20 protein-coding genes are annotated in these 21,600 nt (G+C 65.4%); 6 read left to right on the top strand and 14 right to left on the bottom strand.

Annotated elements, in window-relative coordinates:
* Positions 1-62: 62 nt before the first annotated feature.
* The gene (locus HV753_RS28920) at positions 63-968 is read right to left on the bottom strand and encodes a LysR family transcriptional regulator (protein ID WP_175178005.1); all 906 of its coding nucleotides are present in this window, start codon (positions 966-968) and stop codon (positions 63-65) included.
* Positions 969-1,113: 145 nt separating this feature from the next.
* Between HV753_RS28920 and ggt the strand changes: the two genes are divergently transcribed.
* On the top strand, positions 1,114-2,871 hold the full coding sequence (gene ggt / locus HV753_RS28915; RefSeq protein ID WP_175178004.1) for a gamma-glutamyltransferase: 1,758 nt from the start codon (positions 1,114-1,116) through the stop codon (positions 2,869-2,871).
* 396 nt (positions 2,872-3,267) lie between these two features.
* Here ggt and HV753_RS28910 read toward each other — a convergent pair whose 3' ends face one another.
* The 3 genes from HV753_RS28910 to HV753_RS28900 are packed head-to-tail and all read right to left on the bottom strand — an operon-like array spanning position 3,268 to position 7,130.
* Positions 3,268-4,377 (bottom strand): CaiB/BaiF CoA transferase family protein, encoded by a 1,110-nt coding sequence (locus HV753_RS28910; protein WP_175178003.1) that lies wholly within the window; start codon positions 4,375-4,377, stop codon positions 3,268-3,270.
* A gap of 12 nt (positions 4,378-4,389) precedes the next feature.
* Complete coding sequence (locus HV753_RS28905) at positions 4,390-5,370, bottom strand: Bug family tripartite tricarboxylate transporter substrate binding protein (protein ID WP_175178002.1); 981 nt, start codon at positions 5,368-5,370, stop codon at positions 4,390-4,392.
* A gap of 47 nt (positions 5,371-5,417) precedes the next feature.
* Positions 5,418-7,130, bottom strand: a complete 1,713-nt coding sequence (locus tag HV753_RS28900; RefSeq protein ID WP_175178001.1) for an acyl-CoA dehydrogenase family protein — start codon at positions 7,128-7,130, stop codon at positions 5,418-5,420.
* 118 nt (positions 7,131-7,248) lie between these two features.
* On the opposite strand from HV753_RS28900, the gene HV753_RS28895 reads away from it, so the two are divergent.
* Positions 7,249-8,151, top strand: a complete 903-nt coding sequence (locus tag HV753_RS28895) for a LysR family transcriptional regulator (RefSeq protein ID WP_175178000.1) — start codon at positions 7,249-7,251, stop codon at positions 8,149-8,151.
* Positions 8,152-8,154: 3 nt separating this feature from the next.
* Here HV753_RS28895 and purU read toward each other — a convergent pair whose 3' ends face one another.
* The 6 genes from purU to HV753_RS28865 form a co-directional block, all read right to left on the bottom strand.
* On the bottom strand, positions 8,155-9,009 hold the full coding sequence (gene purU, locus HV753_RS28890) for a formyltetrahydrofolate deformylase (protein WP_175177999.1): 855 nt from the start codon (positions 9,007-9,009) through the stop codon (positions 8,155-8,157).
* Positions 9,010-9,051: 42 nt separating this feature from the next.
* Entirely contained in the window at positions 9,052-10,161 is a 1,110-nt protein-coding gene (locus HV753_RS28885; protein WP_175177998.1) for an NAD(P)/FAD-dependent oxidoreductase, read from the bottom strand.
* Positions 10,158-10,682, bottom strand: a complete 525-nt coding sequence (locus HV753_RS28880; protein ID WP_175177997.1) for a flavin reductase family protein — start codon at positions 10,680-10,682, stop codon at positions 10,158-10,160. The genes HV753_RS28885 and HV753_RS28880 overlap by 4 nt, the downstream gene beginning before the upstream one ends.
* Positions 10,683-10,721: 39 nt before the next feature.
* Positions 10,722-11,351, bottom strand: a complete 630-nt coding sequence (gene pdxH / locus HV753_RS28875) for a pyridoxamine 5'-phosphate oxidase (RefSeq protein ID WP_175177996.1) — start codon at positions 11,349-11,351, stop codon at positions 10,722-10,724.
* 115 nt (positions 11,352-11,466) lie between these two features.
* A complete protein-coding gene (locus HV753_RS28870) occupies positions 11,467-12,129 on the bottom strand; it encodes a gamma-glutamylcyclotransferase (protein WP_175177995.1) in 663 nt (220 codons plus the stop codon).
* Positions 12,130-12,131: 2 nt separating this feature from the next.
* Positions 12,132-13,340, bottom strand: a complete 1,209-nt coding sequence (locus HV753_RS28865) for an MFS transporter (protein WP_175177994.1) — start codon at positions 13,338-13,340, stop codon at positions 12,132-12,134.
* Positions 13,341-13,716: 376 nt separating this feature from the next.
* Here HV753_RS28865 and HV753_RS28860 point away from each other — a divergent pair, with 376 nt between their 5' ends.
* From HV753_RS28860 to HV753_RS28850, 3 genes are read left to right on the top strand one after another with little or no spacing between them, the layout of a single operon-like run.
* A complete protein-coding gene (locus HV753_RS28860) occupies positions 13,717-14,904 on the top strand; it encodes an efflux RND transporter periplasmic adaptor subunit (protein ID WP_175177993.1) in 1,188 nt (395 codons plus the stop codon).
* Position 14,905: 1 nt separating this feature from the next.
* Positions 14,906-16,864 carry a MacB family efflux pump subunit gene (locus tag HV753_RS28855; protein ID WP_175177992.1) on the top strand — a complete coding sequence of 653 codons (1,959 nt, stop codon included), beginning with the start codon at positions 14,906-14,908 and terminating at the stop codon, positions 16,862-16,864.
* Between the two features lie 5 nt (positions 16,865-16,869).
* Positions 16,870-18,264 (top strand): efflux transporter outer membrane subunit, encoded by a 1,395-nt coding sequence (locus tag HV753_RS28850; RefSeq protein ID WP_175177991.1) that lies wholly within the window; start codon positions 16,870-16,872, stop codon positions 18,262-18,264.
* Between the two features lie 33 nt (positions 18,265-18,297).
* On the opposite strand, the gene HV753_RS28845 is transcribed toward HV753_RS28850, so the two are convergent.
* Both HV753_RS28845 and HV753_RS28840 read right to left on the bottom strand, forming a co-directional pair.
* Positions 18,298-18,897: a TetR/AcrR family transcriptional regulator gene (locus tag HV753_RS28845; protein WP_175177990.1), complete on the bottom strand. Its 600-nt coding sequence runs from the start codon at positions 18,895-18,897 to the stop codon at positions 18,298-18,300.
* The gene (locus tag HV753_RS28840) at positions 18,884-19,831 is read right to left on the bottom strand and encodes a DMT family transporter (protein ID WP_175177989.1); all 948 of its coding nucleotides are present in this window, start codon (positions 19,829-19,831) and stop codon (positions 18,884-18,886) included. The genes HV753_RS28845 and HV753_RS28840 overlap by 14 nt, the downstream gene beginning before the upstream one ends.
* Before the next feature lie 99 nt (positions 19,832-19,930).
* Here HV753_RS28840 and HV753_RS28835 point away from each other — a divergent pair, with 99 nt between their 5' ends.
* Positions 19,931-20,770 carry a tRNA threonylcarbamoyladenosine dehydratase gene (locus tag HV753_RS28835; RefSeq protein ID WP_175177988.1) on the top strand — a complete coding sequence of 280 codons (840 nt, stop codon included), beginning with the start codon at positions 19,931-19,933 and terminating at the stop codon, positions 20,768-20,770.
* 22 nt (positions 20,771-20,792) lie between these two features.
* Here the strand turns inward: HV753_RS28835 and HV753_RS28830 are convergent, their stop codons facing one another.
* On the bottom strand, positions 20,793-21,110 hold the full coding sequence (locus HV753_RS28830; RefSeq protein WP_175177987.1) for a non-heme iron oxygenase ferredoxin subunit: 318 nt from the start codon (positions 21,108-21,110) through the stop codon (positions 20,793-20,795).
* Between the two features lie 16 nt (positions 21,111-21,126).
* Positions 21,127-21,600: an aromatic-ring-hydroxylating dioxygenase subunit beta gene (locus HV753_RS28825; protein ID WP_175178023.1), complete on the bottom strand. Its 474-nt coding sequence runs from the start codon at positions 21,598-21,600 to the stop codon at positions 21,127-21,129.

The following is a 21,600-nucleotide window of genomic DNA, read 5'->3' as shown; positions in this document are numbered from 1 at the left end:
GGTCATCACGGCAAAACGGGCGCCCTTGGGCGCCCGTTTTTCTTGTCCGATGGATTGTCTGTTCAGGCGGGGGCATCCAGCGCGGCGACGCGCTCGGCGCAGGCCGTGCGCAAGCGTTCGATCAAATCGCGGTGCAGGGCCGACAAGGGGTCCTGGTTGCGCACCATGATGCTGATCGGCACGCGCAACGCGGGCTCCAGGCGGCGCAGGCTCATGCCGGGCCGCAGCATCGCTTGCGCGGTGATGGCGTCGACGATGGCGTCGCCACACCCGGCATCGACCAGCGCACAAGCCACGTAATGCGTCTGTACCTGAATGGCGACCTTCGGGTCCAGGCCCTGCGCGTCCAAAGTCATCTGAAGCAACGCGCCCGAAGCGTCGCCGGCGTCCAGCACGATCAGCGTGTCGCCCGACAGGTCCACCAGTTCGGACAGCCGCATCGGGCCAGAGGCGGGCTTGCGGCTCAAGTGCACCAGTTCGGTGTGGCCCAGCCCCATGCGCGTCAGGCCGGGATAGTCGTTGGTGTCGAAGGTGATGGCCAGGTCCAGTTCCCGCGTGAGCAGGCCCTGTACGAGTTCGGCGCTGTGATGGGTGTGGATATCGAAGGTGATGCCGGGTTGCGCGTCGCGGCTGTCGCGTACCACGCCAGGCAGCAGTCCCAGGCCCAGCGCGGGCGCGCAGCCCAGGCGCAAGTGGCCGTTGGGCCGGTCGCGCAGGCTGGTGGCCAGCCGGCGCAGGCTGTTCAAATCCTGATTCAGCCGCGCAACTTCAGGCGTCAGGATGTCGGCTTCGCGCGTGGCGACCAGCCGGCCCTTCACGCGCTCGAATAGCTTGAAGCCCAGTTGGGCTTCGGCGTGCGCCAGCAGTTTGCTGGCGGCCGGCTGCGAGATATGCAGCGCGGCCGCGGCCTCGGTAAGAGACCCGGTACGGCGGATCGCTTCGAAAATTTCGATGTGGCGCAGGCGCATGACACGGTAGGGGAAGAGGGGCCAGAACCGCGATTCTATGTCGGAAGGGGGCAGGCGGGTATCCAATGGCCGTGCCGCGACAGCGGCGGATGCCTTGACTATGATGGACGCCTGCCGGCTTGCCGGCGCTATCCCGGAGCTGATCATGCGTGCCTGCCGCTATGCCGCCGCCTTCCTGCTTGCCGCCGCAACGGCGGCCTCGTCCGCCGCCTGGGCCCGCACCCCGCAGGCTGTCGAAGACCGCAACCCGGAAGCCGCCAGCGGTGTGCAGACGCGCGAACTGGTGCGCGCGCCGCATTTCATGATGGTCTCGGCCAATCCGCTGGCAACGCAGGCGGGCGAAGAAATGCTGCGCCGAGGCGGCAGCGTGGTGGACGCGGCCATCGCCACACAGTTGGTGCTGAACCTGGCCGAGCCGCAATCCTCCGGCATTGGCGGTGGCGCGTTCCTGGTGGTGTATTCGGCCAAGACCGGGCGCATCCAGACCTATGACAGCCGCGAGACTGCACCTGCCGCCGCGCGGCCGGATCGCTTCCTGGATGCCGACGGCAAACCGTTGCCCTTCGCCCAGGCGGTGAACAACGGCATGTCGGTGGGCGTGCCGGGGCTGCTGCGCGGTCTTGAACTGGCGCACAAGGAAGCCGGCGTGCTGCCTTGGGCTGACCTGTTCCAGCCTGCGATCCGGCTGGCCGAACAGGGCTTTGCCGTGTCGCCCCGCCTGCATGCGCTGCTGGCCGGCAACAAGGCCCTGCCCCAGCAGGCGGCCGCGGCCGCGTATTTCTATGCACCGAACGGCACGCCGTGGCCAGTGGGCCACGTGTTGAAGAACCCCGAGTTTGCCCGCACGCTGCGTGCCGTGGCGGCGCAAGGCGCTGATGCGTTCTATCAGGGCGACATCGCGCGCGACATCGTGGCGGCGGTGCATGGGCACGCCAAGCCCGGTGATCTGAGCCTGGCGGATCTGGCGAACTACCGAGCCAAGACGCGCGAGCCGGTATGTGGCGTCTATCGCGGCTACCAGTTGTGCGGCATGGCCCCGCCCAGCAGCGGTCCCATCGCCGTGCTGCAAATGCTGGGCGAACTGGAACAATTTCCGATGTCCACCTTTGCTCCGGGCTCGGTAGAAGCGGTGCATTATTTTTCAGAAGCGGGCCGGCTGGCGTTCGCCGACCGGGATTTCTATGTGGCGGACCCGGATTTCGTCAACGTGCCGGTGCGTGCCTTGCTGGATCCGGCCTATCTGCGTGCACGCGGCGCGTTGATCCAGCCGGATCGCAGCATGAAGGTCGCGTTACCCGGCGATCCGGAAGGAAAACTGCTGTCCCTTGGCCGCGACAACGCGCTGGAGCTGCCTTCCACCAGCCATTTGGTGGCGGTGGACGCGCAGGGCAATGCGCTGTCCATGACGACGACGATCGAAAGTGAATTCGGCAGCAAGATCTTCGTGCGCGGCTTTCTGCTGAACAATGAAATGACGGACTTTTCATCTTCGTTCAAAGACCCGGAGGGCCGCTTGGTGGCGAACCGGGTCGAACCGGGCAAGCGTCCGCGTAGCGCGATGGCGCCGGTCATCGTGCTGCGCGACGGCAAGCCGGTCATGCTGGTGGGATCGCCTGGCGGCAGCGCCATCATCAACTATGTGGCCAAGACGATCGTGGGCGTGCTGGATTGGGGCCTGGATATCCAAGCCGCCATTTCGCTGCCAAACATGGGCAGCCGCAATAAAGAGACCGAGCTGGAAAAGGGCACGACGCTTGAAGCGCTGGCCCCCGCGCTGGAACGCATGGGCCACCCGGTGCGCATCACAGAGTTCCCCAGCGGCATCCATGGCATCGTGATCGACGGCAAGGGCTTGCAAGGCGGCGTGGACCCCAGGCGCGAAGGGCTGGCGGCTGGCGGGTAAACCGGTCGAAGGCCGCCGGGGCGTAAACCGGTGGAGGGCCGTAGGATGGGTGAAGCGCGAGAGAGCGTCTCTAAATACATTGACGCCCAACGCGCGCAACCCATCAAGCAACATCCCAAATCATGGTTGGATTGGCCATGGCACCGATGCTGCTTGATGGGTTGCGCGCGTTGGGCGTTATTGTTCTTGTCTCGATTTTCTCGCGCTACACCCATCCTACGATGTCCGCGGCATTCGCAGCATTCGCAGCATTCGCGGTGTCCGTGGCATTCGCGGCATTCGCAGCGATACGGCATTCGCCGGGATCACGGCATTCGCAGTGTTCGCGGCGATCACAGTGTTCACAGTGTTCACAGCGATCACAGCATTCGCCGCGATCACAGCGTTCGCGATGCCTTACGTCAGCGCAGGTGGCAGCTTGCGTAGCGTGGCGGGGGTGCGGGACAGTTTGATCGGCGAACCCACGCCCTTGTAGTCGCCCTGTTCCAGCACCATGCCGCGGTGTTGCGTGTGTGGGTGTGCAAGCGCCTGATCCACGGTCTGCACGGCTGCCGCGGGTACGCCGGCGCGCAGCAGGCGGTCGGCCAGCGCGGAAGCGTCTTGCGTGGCCAGCAAGGCGGACAGTTCGTCGCGCAGGGCTTGGCGGTTGTGCAGGCGGTCGGCGTTTGCGGCATAGCGCGGGTCCGTCGCCAGGCCTGGCGCCTCCAGCACTTGCGCCAGCAGCGCGAATTGCCGGTTGTTGCCCACGGCCAGAAAAATCGGGCCGCTGGCGGTCGGCAGCGTCTCGTAGGGCGCAATGTTCGGATGCGCGTTGCCACTGCGCTGGGGCACCTTGCCGCTATAAAAGTAATTGGCCGCGTGCGGATGCAGCAGCGATAGCGCGCAGTCGTACAGCGTGATGTCCAGGAATTGGCCCAGGCCGCTGCGGCCACGCTCGTTCAAGGCAAGCAGGATGGCAACCGCGGCATTCAGCCCCGTCACCATGTCCACCACCGGCAGGCCAACGCGGGTGGCGTCGCCGTCCGCGTCGCCGTTCACGCTCATCAGGCCGCACATGGCTTGCGCGCAGGCGTCGTAGCCGGGCAAGCCGCCCAGCGGGCCATCCGACCCGAATCCGCTGACGCGGCAGTGGATCAGCTTGGGAAAAGCCTGGCTTAGCGCCTCGAAGCCCAGGCCCCACTTTTCAAGCGTGCCGGGCTTGAAATTCTCGACCAGCACGTCGGCGTCGGCCAGCAGGTGGCGCAGCAGTTCCTGGCCGGCCGCTTGCGACAGGTCCAGGGTCATGCCTTCCTTGTTGCGGTTCACGCCGATGAAGTAGGACGCCGTGTCGCCCAGGAAGGGCGGGCCCCAGCCCCGGGTCTCGTCACCGCCGGGCGGTTCGATCTTCAAGACGTCGGCGCCGTGGTCGGCCAGGATCTGCGTGCAATAGGGACCGCCCAGCACGCGGGACAAGTCGATCACCTTGCAGCCGGCAAGCGCGCCGGCATTGGGTAGGGTGGGGGCCATGGAGTGTCAGCTTCAGTCGATGGAAACGTTGGCGCTGGTGATGAGTTCGCGCCACTTGGGGACTTCGGTGGTGATGAAGGTGGCCAGGCCTTGCGGCGTCTGGTCCTGCGCTTCGACGATGCCTTGCGAGTGCAGGGTCTGCTTGATGGCCGGGTCCGACAGCGCGGTCTTGAAGGCCTGATTCAGCGTATTCACCACGTCGGCGGGCGTGTCCTTGGGGGCGACGATGCCGAAGAAGACGCTGACGTCGTAGCCATTCAAGCCTTGCTCGGACAGCGTGGGCAGGTCAGGCAAGGCGTCCGAGCGCTGGGCGCTGGCCAGCCCGATGGCGCGCAGCTTGCCGGCCTTGATGTAGGGCAGCGCGGTCAGGATGTCGGTGAACGACATCGACACCTGTCCGCCCAGCAGGTCGTTCAGCGCGGGCCCCGTTCCCTTGTAGGGGATGTGCATGATCTGGGTGCCTGCCATGCGGTTGAACAGGATGCCGGCCAGGTGCGACGACGCGCCATTGCCCGACGATGCATAGCTGAGCTTGTCCGGGTTTTTCTTGGCGTAGGCGATCAGTTCCTGCGCATTGTGGACAGGCACCGTTGGGTTCACGACCAGGATGTTGGGCAGGTGGCCCAGGCGGATGATGGGCGCGAAACTGGTCTCGGGGTTGTAGCCCTGTTTCTTGTACAGGCTCACGTTGATGGCCAGCGGGCCCGACGTGCCGAACAGCAAGGTATAGCCGTCGGGTTTTGCCGACGCCACGTATTCCGATCCGATGTTGCCGCCCGCGCCGCTGCGGTTTTCAACGATGACGTTCTGCTTGAGGGGTTCGCGCAGTTTTTCTGCCAAACGGCGTGCCATGGCATCGGTCGGGCCGCCCGGGGGAAAGGGCACGATCAGCGTGATGGGGCGGGCCGTGGGGAAGGCGTCCGCGGCCAGGGCGGGGGCGGATGGGGCCAAGGCGGCCGCCGCCAGCATCAAGGGGGCAATAAGGCGTTTCATGGTGGTGTCTCCTGTGGGGACGCGCCGGCTGTGTCGCCGGCGTCGGTTTACAGCGCGTACTGCAAGATGGCCTGGCAGGCAGCGCTTTCGTTGGGGGGAATGGCGTAGGGGTCGCGGGGCGCCAGACGGTGCAGCAATACCTGGTCGGCCAATTGCGCGCGGCTTTCCAGGCCGGCGCCTGTGGCTTCCCAGCGCAGCGCAGCCATCGATACCGCGTGGTACAGCAGCGATGCTGCCTGGCGGGCGAGTTCGGCATGGTCGCCCTGGGCGGCATGTTCGGCCAGGGCAAAGGTCTGCTCAAGCGCGCGTGCCTGCGTGTCGGCCAGGGCGGGCGCGCAGGGCACGCCGTCGGCCAGCAAGCGGTCGATGTGGGCGCGCAGCGCGGGCAGCGAATTTTCTTTCTTGATGGCGCGCAGCACGTCCAGCGCGACGATGTTGCTGGTGCCTTCCCAGATGGAGCCCAGATGCGCGTCACGCACCAGGCGCGGTTCCGTCCACTCCTCGATGTAGCCGCAGCCGCCACGCACTTCCATTGCGTCACCCGTCACCTTGCGCGCGTCCCGGCAGGCGCGGAATTTGATCAGCGGGGTCAGGATGCGGGCCAACGCGGGGTCGGCCGTGCCGTGGTCCGCATCCGCCAGCGCGCGCGCCGTCTGGAACATGACGCTGCGCGCCTGCTCGGCCCATACCGTCATCTTCACGAGTTGGCGCTGCATCAGCGGCATGTCGATCAGGCGTTTGCCGAAGGCGCGGCGGTTCTGCGATACGTAGATGGCTTCGGTGACGGCGCGGCGCATCAGGCCGGCTGCGCGCATGCCGTTGGACAGGCGCGAATTGTTGATCATGTCGGCCATGTGCTTGAAGCCGCGACCGCGTTCGCCCACCAGCCAGGCCACGGCGCCTTCGAGCCGGATTTCACCGCTGGCCATGGACCGCGTGCCCAGCTTGTCCTTCAGGCGCAGGATGCGGTAGTGGTTATGGCTGCCGTCGGCCAGGTCGCGCGGCAACAGGAATAGCGATACGCCCTTCAGACCCGGCTGCGGCTCGCTGCGCGCCAACACCATGGCAAAGCCGGCGTCGGGGTTCGAGCAGAACCACTTATCGCCGTGGATGCGCCACGTGCCGTCTTCCTGGGCCTCTGCCGTGACTTCGGTGGCGCTGACGTCCGAGCCTGCGCCCTGTTCGGTCATGAACATCGCGCCCTGGCGCAGTGTGTCGAAGTCTTGGGACGTCACTTGCGGAAGCACCCGTTCGACCAATGCCGGATCGCCGAACTTGCGAAGCGTGCGCGCCAGCGAATCCGTCATGCTGACAGGGCAGCACAGGCCGAATTCCGCTTGCACGAACAGATGGCTCAGCGCGTACTTGGCGGCGGCCGGCATGGGCTCGGGCCAGCCCAGCACGCCACCACGGTGCGACAGCGCGGCCAGGCCGAATTCACTGTAAGCCAGGCGCTCAAGCTCGACATAGGCCGGATGCTTGTCGATGCGGGATTCATCCGTGCCGGCGCGGCTGCGCACAGACAGGGTGGGCGGATGCTTGTCCGCTGTTGAGGCCAGTTCGTCCATGACGCCACCGGCCAGTGCGCCCAAACGCTCAAGATGGGGTAGCAGGTGGACGTGCAGCGCGGGCGGCAGGTACCGCTGGCTGAGGGCCGCCGCGTAGGGGTCGGCGTTGAACAGGTTCAGGCCGCGGGAATCCGGAACGGGCGTGACGGCGGAGGGGACGGCGGTCGGGGCGGCGATCTTGGGGGTATCCATGGCGGCATCCTGCGGAAATCGGGGGGAAGATGGCTGATCTTGCGCGGGTCGATTAATCTATGCAAATACCGTTTTCGTGTAGAACAATCCAAAAAAAATATAGATCTGGGAGCAAAGAATGGACCTGGACCCACGTTTGCTGCGCTATTTCATCGCGGTGGCCGAAGAGCGCCATTTCAGCCGTGCCGCGACACGCCTGCATATTTCGCAGCCCCCGCTCAGCTACGCCATCCGTCAGCTTGAGGACAACGTGGGGGCCCGCCTGTTGGCGCGCACCAGCCGCCATGTGGAGCTGACCGATGCCGGCCAGGTGCTCTACCGAGAGGCGCTGACCCTGCTGCGCCAGGCCGAAGAGGTACGCACGCTGGTGCAGCGCGTGGATGCGGGCCTGCGGGGGCGGCTGCGCATTGGTTTCGTGGGGTCGATGTTGTATCGGGGCCTGCCTGCGCTACTGAACGCCATGCGGGCCGAATTGCCGGACGTAGAGCATGTGCTGACCGAACTGAACTCACACGAGCAGATCGAAGCCGTCCGGCGCGGAGAGCAAGATCTGGGTTTCATTCACGCCAACCCGGTGCCGGACGAGGTTCACGTGCGCGACCTGATGGCCGAACCCTTTGTTGTCTGTCTTCCGGACTCGCACCCGTTGGCGGATCGTGGATCGCTGCAATTGGCGGAACTGGCGGGCGACGATTTCGTGTTCTTCGCCCGCGCGGCATCTCCCAGCTATTACGAAACGGTGCTGTCGATGTGCGTGGGGTCGGGATTCATGCCGGTGATCCGGCACGAGGTACGCCACTGGCTAAGCGTGGCGTCGCTGGTGTCGCAAGGGCTGGGGGTGTCGATCGTGCCGGCCTGCCTGTCACGCAGCGGGCTGGCGGGCACGCGGTTCATCGCTTTTGAGCATGAGGCCCGATCGGTCAGCCAGGTGATCTGGCCGGCCCAGGCGCGTTCGCCCTTGCAGCAGAAGGCGATGGCATTGGTGGCGCATCAGTATCCGCCTGTCGCCACCGCCGGCTGAGGATCAGCGGAACACGACGGTCTTGTTGCGGTTCAGCAGGATGCGGTGTTCGACGTGGCTGCGCACGGCGCGTGACAGCACCAGGGATTCGATGTCGCTGCCGACCTGGGTCAGATCCTGGGCGGTCATGGTGTGGTCCACGCGCTCGATGTCCTGATCGATGATCGGGCCTTCGTCCAGGTCGGACGTGACGTAGTGGGCGGTCGCGCCGATGATCTTGACGCCGCGCGCGTGCGCCTGGTGATACGGGCGCGCGCCCTTGAAGCTGGGCAAAAAGCTGTGGTGGATGTTGATGGCGCGGCCGTTCAGCGCGCGGCACATGTCCGCCGACAGGATCTGCATGTAGCGAGCCAGCACGACCAGATCGGTGTTCGACGCCTCGACAATCTTCAACACCTGCTTTTCCTGGTCGGCCTTGGTGTCGGCGGTAACAGGCAGGTAATGGAACGGGATGCCGTAGGACGCCGCCAGGCTGGCGTAGTCGTTGTGGTTCGACACGATCGCGGCCACTTCCGCGTGCAAATGCCCGCTATGCACGCGAAACAGCAGGTCATTCAGGCAATGGCCCTGCTTGCTGACCATGATCAGCAGGCGTTCCTTGCGGCGCGCGTCATGCAGTTTCAGGTCCATGCCGTAGTCGGCCGACAGCGTGTTCAGGCGGCCGCGCAGGTCATCCGCGGCCACGGCGACGGGCAGGTCGAAGTGCACGCGCAGGAAGAATTGGCCCGTTTCCTCGTCGCCGAATTGCTGTGAATCCAGGATGTTGCAACCCAATTCGAACAACAGGCCGCTGACGCGGTAGACGATGCCGGTGCGGTCGGGGCAGGACAGGGTCAGGATGTAGTCGTTGTGCTGCATGGTGCGAGAGTGGGCCGAGGTAAGAAAGGGATAAGGGCGGAATCAGGCGGCCAGGCGCGCCAGGGTTTCTTCCGCCAGGGCCAGGCTGGAGGTCAGCCCGGGGGATTCGATGCCGAACAGGTTCACCAGGCCCGGCACGCCATGCACGGCGGGGCCGGCGATGACGAAGTCGGCGGCGGGTTCGTGCGGGCCGGAGATCTTCGGCCGGATGCCGGTATAGCCGGGCGCCAGCGCATCGTCCGGCAGGGCGGGCCAGTAGCTGCGCACCGCCGCGTAGAACACGTCGGCGCGCGAAGGGTCGATCGTGTAGTCCTCGGTGCCGACCCATTCGGTGTCGGGACCGAACTTGGCCTGGCCGCCCATGTCCAGCGTCAGGTGCACGCCCAAGCCGGCGTGTTGCGGCACGGGGTAGATCAGGCGCGAGAACGGCGCGCGGCCGGACAGCGTGAAATAGCTGCCCTTGCACAGGTAATCGGTGGGGATGCTGGCGGACGGCACGCCGTCGATGCGGCGGGCCAGCGCGGGTGCCTGCAAGCCTGCGGAATTGATCAGCACGTTACACGACAGCTTCATGGCCTCATCGCCGCCGAATTGCAGTTCAAATCCGCCTTCGGGGCGCACGCGGCCAGAGACCAGCGGCGTATGGAAGACGCATTGGGCACCGGCGTTTTCGGCATCGCCCTGAAACGACAGCATCAGCGCGTGGCTGTCCACGATGCCGGTCGACGGCGACACCAGCGCGGCCGTGCATTGCAGCGCGGGTTCCAGGCGCATGGCGTCTTCGCCGGAAATGTATTGCAGGTCGTCCACGCCGTTGGCGCGGGCGCGTTGCGCGATGCCTTCCAATTGGGCGGCCTGTTCGCGGTCTGTGGCCACGATGAGCTTGCCCAACCGCTTGTGCGGGATGGCGCGTTCGGCGCAATAGGCGTACAGCAGGTGCTTGCCGCGCACGCAAAGGCGCGCTTTCAGGCTACCCGCCGGGTAATAGATGCCTGCATGGATGACTTCGGAATTGCGCGAGCTGGTGCCGGTGCCGATGGCTTCGGAGGCTTCGGCCACCAGCACCTCGCGACCGGACTGCGCCAGGGCGCGGGCGATCGCCAAGCCCACCACGCCTGCGCCGATGACGACGCAATCGACATCCACGCTCATGGCGTTTTCCTTTCAGAGCGAGAACCGGCCGGCGTCAGGTCGAAGCCGCCCGCGTGGAAGACCAGCGGGGGTTCGCCGCTATGGCCGCAGCGCTCGACCTCGCCCACCATGATGATGTGGTCGCCTTCCTCGTAGCGGCTGCGGTTGCGGCACTCGAACCAGGCGGCGCAATGGCCGTCCAGCATGGGCGTTCCCCCCGGCGCGTGATGCACGGTCAGGCCGGCATAGCGGTCGGGCGTCTTGCCTGTGGCGAAGCGCCGCGCCAGCGCGATCTGTTCGGCGCTAAGCACGTTGACCACGTAGCGTTCGCATTGCTCGAACGCCGCCAGCGACGACGAGCTGCGAGACAGGCTCCATAGGATCAGCGGCGGATTGAGCGACACCGAGTTGAAGGAGCTGACCGTCAGCCCGATGGGAGCGCCATCAAGGCCGGCGGCGGTCACGACCGTCACGCCAGTGGCGTAGCGGCCCAGCGCGGTACGGAAAAAGGCGGCGTCAAAATCAGGGGAGGAGGCGGGCATGCAATCGTTAATTCGGGCGGGCGCGCGGGGCGCCCGGCATCAAGGCGACAGGCGTTCGATATTCCAGGCCGTGCCGTCGGCGACATAGCGCAGACGGTCGTGCAGGCGCGATGGCCTGCCTTGCCAGAATTCGAAAGTGGTGGGCTTCAGGCGATAACCGCCCCAATGCGGCGGGCGCGGCGGCTGTTCGCCGAAGCGCTCGCGGAATTCCTGCTCGCGGGCTTCCAGTTCCTCGCGGGTGATGGGCTGGCTTTGGCGCGAGGCCCAGGCACCGATGCGCGATCCGACGGGGCGGCTGAGGTAGTAAGCGTCCGACTCTTCGGGCGCGACTTTTTCCACAACGCCTTCGATCCGCACCTGGCGTTCCAGCGGCTGCCAGAAGAACAACAGGCAGGCACGGGGATCGGCTTGCAGGTCTTGCCCCTTGCGGGATTCATAGTTGGTGAAGAACGTGAACCCGTACTCGTCAAAGCCCTTGATCAGGACGATGCGGGCGGTGGGCTGGCCGCTGGCGTCGACCGTGGCCAGGGTCATGGCGTTGGGCTCCGGAACCTTGGCGGCCAGGGCTTCGTCGAACCAGCGGGAAAACTGCTGGAACGGGGACGCGGCGGCCTGGCTTTCCAGCAGGACGTTCTTTTCGTAGCTTTGACGCAGATCTGAGACGGACATGAGGCGTGGGATTCAGCGTTGATAACAGGGAGTTTATACCGCTTGGGGCATCGCTCCCTTATTGACCCCGCGCAGGTCTCAGGCATGTTTCCCGCCAGGGGGCGGGGGCTGGCGTTCAGCCGCCTTCCGGCAGCGGCCGCCCATCTAGTTCCAGACGGCGGGCGATGGCGTCCAGCCGGGCGTCATGGATGCCGGCGGCGCGCAGCGCCTGGGCGGTCTGGACCACGTAGTCGGTGCAGGGGCCGTAGCGGCCGGCAGCCCGGCGCACGATGGCCAGCAGCTCGGCCTCGGGCAGGGCGCGGATATAGGCCGGGTTGTCCCGGTTCATGATGAAAACCAGCGCGCGGACGGGGCCGGCGTCGGTCGTGCAGTTGATCCAGCGCGGCAGATAGGCGCCGGTGGACATCTCGCGTTCCCAAAGGGCTGGGAAATAGGTCGGCACCTGACCGCCAGCCAGGCGGTAGACCACGCCCCGGCAGGAACCGCCACGGTCCAGGCCAAACACCAGGCCGGGACATTCTGGCGTGCCGCGATTCACGCGGGACCACAGGCACAGCGCCCGGTGGTGTCCGCGCAAAGTCGCCAGGCGGCGTTCCATGAAGTCGAAATCAGGGCGCCAGACCAGTGATCCGTACCCATATACCCAGACGTCTTCTCCGGATTGCCAATGTTGCAAGGCTTGATCCAGCGAGGCTTTCCTTTCCTCTGGTGTCCAAAGGCGAAAGGGCAAGCTGGCGCCGGCGATGCCGGCGGCGGGGGAAGAGGACTGCGTGTTCACGACTACGGGTTCCGGTCTGATTCGAGCGGGGGGTTGCGATTGACCCAGCCGCCCGCCATCAGGGCTAGCGAATAGGCCCAGAACAAGGGGGCGACGCCAATGACCGCACCCAGCGCGCCGAAGGTCAACGGCAGGGAAACCTGGGACCCGTTGATCAGCGCCATCCGCAGGCCCACGGCCTCGGCCGCGCGCCCAGGCGGCGAATGCTGGTGCAGTAGCGACAGCATACTCGGTTGGCAGCACCCCAAGGCAAGCCCCAGGATGAAGGACAGCACGATCAGGATGCTAACGTCGGTGAACAGCGGGTAAAGCATGAAATCGATCGCCGCCGTCGCCATCGCCACGCGAACCAGGGTCCAGGAGCGGACTCGGCGCATGATCAGTGGCAATACCAGGCGGATGACGAACGTTGCCGCCGCGAAGGACGCCAGAATGACGCCGATCGTGGTGGCGGACAGGCCGATCGCGACGCCAAAGATCGGCACGACGAATAAATGGGTGTCCCAGGCGCCGGACAGGATGGTGTTGACCATCAGGATGCGGCGCAGCGCGGGCACGGCAAGCAGTTCGGTGACCCGGCGGCGCTGGGCTTCCTTGGCGCCCGACAGTTGGGAGTCCACCGCTTTCAGCTGGTGGCGCATGGCGTACAGGCCGATGCCCGACAGCAAGGGGCCGAGCGCCAGCAGGCCGAAGGCGGTGCGCGTGCCCAGGTGGTCGATCGCCAGTCCGGCGATGAGCGGCCCCGAGAAACCCGACCCTGCCAGGGCCAGCGACATGAATGAAAAATTGCGCAAGCGCTGCGCCGGTTCGGCGTGACCCAGCAAATCCTGCGTGGCCACCTGATGCAACATGAAGCCGATGCCGATGCAACAGGACGCGATCAGCAACGCGGTCTGAGTCTGCGAGATAAAGGGCAATGCGGTGCCAATCGCTACCAATGAGGTCCCGATGACGAGCGGGCGGACAATGCCAACCCGGTCGACCCAGCGTCCGGCGCGCACCGAGAACAACATCGGCAGCACCGCGAACACGGCAACCAGCGTGCCAACCTTGAACGTGGACAGGCCCATTTGCAGCGCTGTCAGCGAGACGGTGATCCGTCCCCCCGTCAGTGCCACGTGATTCATCATTGCCAGCAGGCACAGCAGTACCGCCCCGGAAAATTCTGGGGAACTGGAAGGCGAGGAGGGGGATCTGTTGGAGGTAGACACGGCGTAACTGCATTCATTCTGTGCGGATCGTCGGTCTATGTCGAGGCGCGGATTTTTTGCAGTGCCGCAAATTGTTTCAAGCCTTGGTGACAAGATAGGCGCCATCTAATGGGTAAGTCGTGTGCTTACGGCGCAAGATGGCGGCACGTTCGCGGCATGTGCGCAATACAGGGTTCCGCGCATGGCCCGCAGTCGTTGTATCGTTCTCACAACGGAACAATCCATTGCAGGCTTGACGAACCGGTGCCGCTTTACTGTTTTTCACCGTTTAGCGACAGATTGGGCATGGTTTGGCCGGGATGCCCGTTTAGGATGGGCACCTATGTTTCGCAATACCGGCGGGGGCTCGCGGCCCTGGCCTCAAAGATCAGGTTCAATGAAAAAGTCCCGCAGCAAGTTCAAGCGTTATGCGCTGATCGCCGTTGTCGTCGTGCTTGGGGCGTTCGCCTTGCGCGCCATTTTCTTCCCCGCGGCCGCGCCACCTACCTTTTCGGCGACCGAGGTCAGCCGGGCGGATCTTGAAGACAGCGTGCTGGCAAGTGGCACCCTTGACGCGATCGAGCGCGTCAGCGTGGGCGCTCAGGCGACAGGCCAGTTGAAGTCCCTGAAAGTGGCCCTGGGCGACCGCGTGAAGAAGGGCCAGTTGGTGGCCGAGATCGACGACCTGACCCAGCAGAACGAACTGCGCAACGCCGAAGCCGCCTTGCAGACGCGGCGCGCGGAACGCGCGGCCAAGGTCGCCACGCTGAAGCAGGCGGAACTGGCGTTCAAGCGCCAGCGCCAGATGCTGGCGGCCGATGCCAGTTCGCGCGAAGCCTATGAAACTGCCGAGGCCACGCTGGCCGTGACCCGCGCCGAGATCGCGTCGCTGGATGCGCAGATCGCGCAGGCCGAGATCCAGGTCGATACCGCCCGCGTCAACCTGGGCTACACGCGCATCGTTTCGCCCATTGACGGCATGGTGGTGGCGGTGGTGACCAAGGAAGGGCAGACCGTCAACTCGATCCAGAGCGCGCCCACCATCATCAAGGTGGCCCAGGTGGACACCATGACGATCAAGGCCCAGATCTCGGAGGCGGACGTGACCCGCGTGAAGGCCGGCCTGCCGGTGTACTTCACCATCCTGGGTGAGCCCGATCAGCGCTATCAGGCCACGTTGCGCGCGGTGGAACCCGCGCCGGACTCCATCCAGAAAGATGACGCCACGGCGTCGCTGACGTCTTCCAGCGGCAGCTCGACCACCGCGGCCGTTTATTACAACGGCCTGTTCGACGTGCCCAACCCCGATGAAAAGCTGCGCATCTCGATGACAGCCCAGGTCTTCATCGTGCTGGGCGAGGCCAAGGACGCGGTCGTGGTGCCGGCCTCGGCGCTGGGCAAGCGCGGCAAAGACGGCCGCTATGCCGTGCGCGTGGTGCTGGCGGACAACAAGACCGAGGAGCGTCAGGTCAAGATTGGCATGAACAACAACGTGCAGGCGCAGGTGTTGGAAGGGCTGGAGGTGGGCGAGCGGGTCGTGACGGCGGATTCCGCGCCTGCGGCCGCCGCGGCGCCTGGGGCCTGACATGAGCGGGCCGCTAATCTCGCTTTCGGGGGTGCGCCGCGAGTTTCCCGCAGGCGAACAGACCATTGCCGTCCTGAAGGACATCAATCTGACCATCGAGGCCGGCGAGATGGTCGCCATCGTGGGCGCGTCCGGCTCGGGCAAGTCCACGCTGATGAACATCCTGGGCTGCCTGGACCGCCCAACCCGGGGCGACTACCAAGTCAGTGGCCGCAGCACGGGCGAGCTGGGGCCGGACGAACTGGCCGAGCTGCGGCGCGAATACTTCGGCTTCATCTTCCAACGCTATCACCTGCTGTCCGATCTGACCGCGCAGGGCAACGTGGAAATGCCCGCTGTCTACGCCGGCAAGCGTCGCGAGGCGCGCATGGCGCGCGCCGAGGACTTGCTCAAACGGCTGGGGCTGGAAGACCGGACGGAACACCGTCCCGGCCAGTTGTCGGGCGGCCAGCAGCAGCGCGTGAGCATCGCGCGCGCGTTGATGAACGGCGGCGACATCATCCTGGCCGACGAGCCCACCGGCGCGCTGGACACGCACACCGGCCAGGAAGTGCTGCGCATTCTTGAAGAGCTGAATGCGGCGGGCCACACCATCATCATCGTCACGCACGATATGAATGTGGCGCGTCACGCGCAACGCATCATTGAAATCAGCGACGGCGAGATCGTCGCGGACAAGCGCAATCCTGACGCGCCGCGCGTGAACGCCGAGCGCGATCCGCCACCGGAACTGCCCCGGCGGCCTGCCTGGCAGTCGTACCTGGACCGCTGCGGCGAAGCGCTGCGCATGGCGCTGTTGGCGATGAACGCGCACCGGCTGCGCACGTCCTTGACCATGCTGGGCATCATCATCGGCATCGCGGCCGTGGTGTCGGTGGTGGCGCTGGGCGAAGGGTCGCGGCGCAAGATCCTGGAAGACATCAGCGCCATCGGCACCAATACCGTCGAAGTGTTTCCCGGCAAGGACTTCGGCGATGAAAAAGCCATCAGCATTCGCACGCTGGTCGCGGCGGATGCCGACGCCCTGGCGCGTGAACCCTATGTGGACAGCGTGACGCCTGAAGTCGCCACCAGCAACACGCTGCGCTATCGCAACGTGTCCGTGAACGGGTCGATCCAGGGCGTGGGCGAACAGTACTTCCGGGTGCGCGCCATCAAGCTTGCGCAGGGCAAATTCTTCGACGAGACCAGCGTGCTGCGCCGTGCGCAGGAAGTGGTGATCGACGAGGGCACGCGGCGGGCCTTGTTCGGCTCGCACACGGAACCCATCGGGCAGGTGGTGTTCCTGGGCGCGATGCCGGCCCGCGTGATTGGCGTGGCTGCGAAGAAGGACTCAGTATTCGGCAACAAGGAATCCCTGAATGTCTGGATTCCGTACACCACGGCGTTGTCGCGAGTGCTGGGCCAGCAGCATCTGAAGAGCATCACGGTGCGCGTGAACGACGCCACGCCGCCGGCTGCCGCTGAACACGCCATCGAGCGCGTGTTGATGCGCCGCCACGTGGTGAAGGATTTCTTCGTGTTCAACACGGACGCGATCCGCAAGACCATCGAGCGCACGACGGCCACCATGACGTTGCTGGTGTCCCTGATCGCGCTGATTTCGCTGATGGTGGGCGGGATTGGCGTCATGAACATCATGCTGGTGTCCGTCACCGAGCGTACCCGCGAGATCGGGGTGCGCATGGCGGTGGGCGCACGGCGCAGCGACATCATGCAGCAGTTCCTGATCGAAGCGGTGCTGGTTTGCCTGATCGGCGGGGCGCTGGGCATCATTCTGTCCCTGGTGCTGGGCGTGCTTGTATCGAAGGCCACGGGGGGCTCGTTCCAGATGATTTATTCCACGGCATCGATGGTGGCGGCATTCACGTGCTCGACGCTGATTGGTGTGCTCTTTGGCTATTTGCCGGCGCGCAATGCTGCGCGTCTGGATCCCGTCGAGGCCTTGGCCCGGGAATGAAGACGATGAAAGCGGTTCCCCTGATCTGCAAACCCGTTGCCCTGGCGCTGCTTCTGGCGCTGGGCGGTTGTGGCAGCCTGCTGCGCACCGACTACGAACCGCCGTTGACCCAGGCGCCCGCCGCCTGGACGCACGCGGCGCCGGGTAGCGCGCAAGCCCCCTTGGCCGACGGCGGCGCCTGGTGGCGCAATTTCAATGATCCAGTCTTGAATGGTCTGGTCGATGCCGTGCTGGCGCGCAACAATGATCTGGCCGCTGCGGCGATCCGGGTACGCCGTGCCCAATACCAGGCAGGGCTGACCGAGGACAAGCTGATCCCGCAGTTGGGCGGCGACGCCAATGTGACGCGCAACCGCAACCTGTATGGGGATCGCGCCATTGCCCGCACCAACGCCGCCGAACTGACCGTCAGTTACGAGGTGGACCTGTGGGGCAAGCTGTCGCGTCAGCGCGATGCGGCGCAATGGGAAGCGCTGGCCACCGAGCAGGACCGTCAGTCCGCGGCCCTGTCCCTGGTGGGTACCACCGCGACGTTGTATTGGCAGACGGCCTTCATCAACCAGCGCATCGCCAGCAGCGAAGAGAGCATCGCCTATGCCCGCCGTACGCAGGACCTGGTGCGCGCGCAGTATGCCGCGGGCGGGGTGTCCGCGTTGGAACTGGCGGAAGCCGAACAGACGGTGGCCAGTCAGCAGGCCGCGCATGCCTTGCTGGTGCAGCAGCGCGTGGAATACACGAACGCGCTGACGATTCTGTTCGACGGCCCGCCGGATCGCAGCATGGCCGACCCGGCCCGGTTGCCCCAGTATCCGTTGCCGGAGGCCCGCGCAGGGGTTCCCGCCGATTTGCTGGGTCGACGCCCCGATCTACGCGCAGCGGAATTGCGCCTGCGCGAATCGCTGGCCACCGTCGACGCCACCCGCGCCAGCTTCTATCCACCCGTGACGTTGACGGGCGCGATAGGTAGCGCGAGCCCCTCGCTGTCCAATATTTTGCAGAATCCCGTTGCCTCGCTGGGGGTGGGGCTGACGTTGCCGTTCCTGCAATGGACGCAGATGCAGCTGAACATCAAGATTTCCAAGGCGGACTACGAAGAGCGGGTCGTCAACTTCCGGCAGTCGCTGTATCAGGCGATGGCGGACGTCGAGAATGCGCTCTCGAACCGGACCCAGCTGCGGTTGCAAGCCGAGCAATTGGCGGTGTCGGTGCGAGCCGCGCGAGACGCGGAGCGCTTGTACGAGGTGCGGTACCGGGCGGGCGCCGTGTCGTTGAAGGACTGGCTGGACGCGCAGGAAAAGCGGCGGACGGCCGAAGTCGCCAGGGATGAGAACGAGTTGAACCGGCTGGTGAACCAGGTGACGGTGTATCGGGCGTTGGGGGGGGATGATGCCGCCGGTTGATCGTGATTCAGGGGCGGCGGACCCCACGCGCGCTTAGCCTTGCGCGTGGGGACGCGCCAGAAGCGTCATCACCGGCCGGAGCAGGCCACGAAGCAATTCGGCTTCGGGCCTGACCCGCGCAAGCACGCGCATGCCCATCAGGGTGGCAAGCAGCATGCGGGCCAGGTCGGCCGCAGGGACGGTGGCATTGAGGGTGCCGGCATCCTGGCCAGCTTGCACGCAGCGCAGGAAGAAGGCCTCCATGTCATGCAGCACCCCGGCCAGCACGCTTTGGAATTCCGGATCGTGCGGCGCCAGCTCCAATGCGGCGTTGACGATCAGGCATCCCTTGCGGGTGGGGTCGTCCAGCGATAACTCAATGATCTCGTCAAAGAACGCTGCAATCGCTTCGCGCGGCGGCAGTTGCGACTCGAAGCGCCGGACCCGATCCCGGAATCCTCGGTCCACGTAGTGGTCCAGCGCGCGCTGGTAGAGCGCCCGCTTGTCGCCAAACGTGTTGTACAGACTGGGGCCGGATATCCCCATTGCGTCGGCAAGGTCCCGGACGGACGTGGCTTCATATCCACGTGACCAGAAGCACAGGATGGCGGCGTCCAGCGCGGTGGACTCGTCGAACGTTCTAGGGCGTGCCATGCGGACGGGGGGCCCGGAAGGGCTTCGCGGGCCGGGCGGCCAGGAACACGCCGATGACCACCGCCCCCATGGCGGCGCATTCGGCGACAGATGGAATTTCTCCCAAGACCGGGATGCCCAGCAACAGCGCGGCCACCGGCACCAGGGCGACCAGGGAGGTCGCGGCGGAAGGGCCCAGGATGGTGACGGAACGGTTGAAGGAAAAGATGGCTACGCCGCTCATCAGGATGCCTTGGTAGAAGGCTTGCAGGGCGATTTCCTGCCACGACGCCAGGGCAAGCCGGCTAAGGCCGAACAGTACGTAGAGCGGGACGAAGATCACGGCGGACCAGAAGCAGATCAGCGCCGCCGATTGAATGGCGGTCAGGCGGCTGCGGCGGAAAAGCAAGGTGTAGCCGGACCACATGGCGGAGGCGCTCAACAGAGCGATCACGCCTTTGGCGCTGGGGGCGCTGGATGCAGTGGTGCCGAACAGCAGCATGCACGTCAGCCCGGCCACGATGGCCAGGTACCCCAGCCCTCGAATCCTGCTCGGACGTTCCTTCAGGAACAGCCACGCCATCATTCCGGCACAGACCGGCATCAAGGTTGGCACGGCAGACGCGGCCTGCGCGGCAGAGGTGAGCTTCAGGCCAAGCGCCACCAGCAGCACGAATGGCGCTCCCCAGAGCACGGCGTACAGGAATCCCTCGCGCCACTGCGCGGCTGGCAAGGGTTTGTTCGTTCGGAACAGGGCGGGCGCCAGAATGATGGCGCCGATCCCGTACCGCAGGGCCGTCACATCCCATAGGCTGAGTTCGCGCGTGACGCTGAACCGCGTCACCACGAACCAGCCTGAGAAGATCGCGATGGTCAGGCACGCCCACAGCATTCCGGCGACGACGGGGCTGCTGCGCGGGGTGTCGCCGCCCGTGGAGGTGATCGAAGAGGGCATGGATTCAGGCGAGGTGCATGCGGAACGTCACGGAAATCGGATTTTATATCGACTGTTAAAAAATAAACAGGTGGCATCGGTCTGCCCTAAAATGCGCCCATGAACCGTCCTGCCGACCCGCAAATGCCCGCCGACCTTGACCGCCGCTTTGGTGGTCTTTCCCGCCTGTACGGCCCACAGGCGCCCGCGCGTCTGCAAAACGCGCATGTGGCGGTCGCTGGCCTGGGCGGCGTGGGTTCCTGGACCGTGGAAGCCTTGGCGCGCTGCGGCGTGGGCGCATTGACCTTGATCGACCTGGACCACATCGCCGAGTCCAACGTCAACCGGCAGATTCATGCGCTGAGCTCAACGCTTGGGCAATCCAAGGTCGATGCGATGGCCGAGCGGGTGCTGGCGATCAATCCCGCCTGCCAGCTGACGCGGGTGGACGATTTCGTGTCGCCCGAGAATGTGGCGGAGGTGCTGCCCGGCCCTTACACCGTCATCATCGATTGCACCGACCAGGCGGCGGCCAAGATCGCCATGATCCTGCACGCGCGTGCGCTGGGCGTCCCGATGCTGCTGTGCGGTGGCGCGGGCGGCAAGACGGACCCGCTGGCCTTGCGGGCGGGCGATTTGTCGGCCGCCGTGAACGATGCCTTGCTGGCCAAGCTGCGCAACAAGTTGCGGAAAGAGCACGGTTTTCCACGCGGCTCCGACCAGAACGGACGCGCGCTCAAGCGGGTGCCGAAGATGGGCGTCCACGCCTTGTGGTTCGATCAGCCCGCCATCCTGCCGGATGCCTGGACGCGACCGGTTGAGGGCGAGGACGACATGGGTGCGTCGGGCCAGGCCATCGCCCCGCAGGGTTTGTCGTGCGCGGGATACGGCTCGGTGGTGACGGTGACGGCTGCCATGGGTATGGCGGCCGCCAACGAAGCGCTGCGGTTGGCGATGTAATCCACCGCCTGCCGGGCGGCTGCTACAGGGCGACGAACACCATGCCGTCTTCGATCTTGACGGGATAGGTCGCCACGTTTTCCCGTAACGGCGAACACAGCGCGCGGCCGTCGCGCACATCGAAGCGTCCCTGGTGCAGCGGGCATTCGATTTCATGGCCAGTCAAAAAGCCGTCGCAAAGCCGGGCGTTGCCGTGCGTACAGAGGTTCGCGGTGGCGTAGACCTGGCCGTCGACGCCGTACAGCGCCACTTCACGGTCGCCGGCAAGCACCGCGATCACGTCTTCTTCGGGCACGTCTTCCCGCGCAATCGCGGGGATCCATTGCAGGGTGGTCGTCATGGCGGCTGCCTCCTGTTCAGATGGGATAGATGAGCGAATTCGGGATCAGTTCGCTGTCGAAGATGCACAGCCGGGATTCAAACTTCAAGCCGTCTGGCGTTGGGCGCACCACGTCCAGATAGCGGCCCACATTGAACACGGTGGTCAGTTGGTTGGGCTTGGTGCGAAACACCGCATAGTTGGCGTCGGATGTGATGCGGTCGCCGTCGACCGACAGCACGCGCGGCGCGCTCACCACATGGCGCTGGTAGTACGGATCGTGGAAGATCGTGTCGGTGGCGCCATAAATGCGGTCCTTCAGCATGCCGCGGCTTTCAAACGCCATGGTCGCCAGCGGATAGCCGCGTTCGTGGTTTTCTCGCGGCAGCACTTTGTAGGTGCAGTCCTCAAGGAAGAAGTCCGGCCATTTTTCCCATTCCTCTGCATCCAGCGCGGCGGCGTAATCGGTATACAGGCGGGTCAGCTGGTAATAGAGCGGAAAGTCCAACAT

It is taken from the genome of Achromobacter pestifer (assembly GCF_902859625.1).
Lineage (GTDB): Bacteria > Pseudomonadota > Gammaproteobacteria > Burkholderiales > Burkholderiaceae_B > Achromobacter > Achromobacter pestifer.
This window is presented reverse-complemented; position numbering and strand designations above follow the sequence as displayed.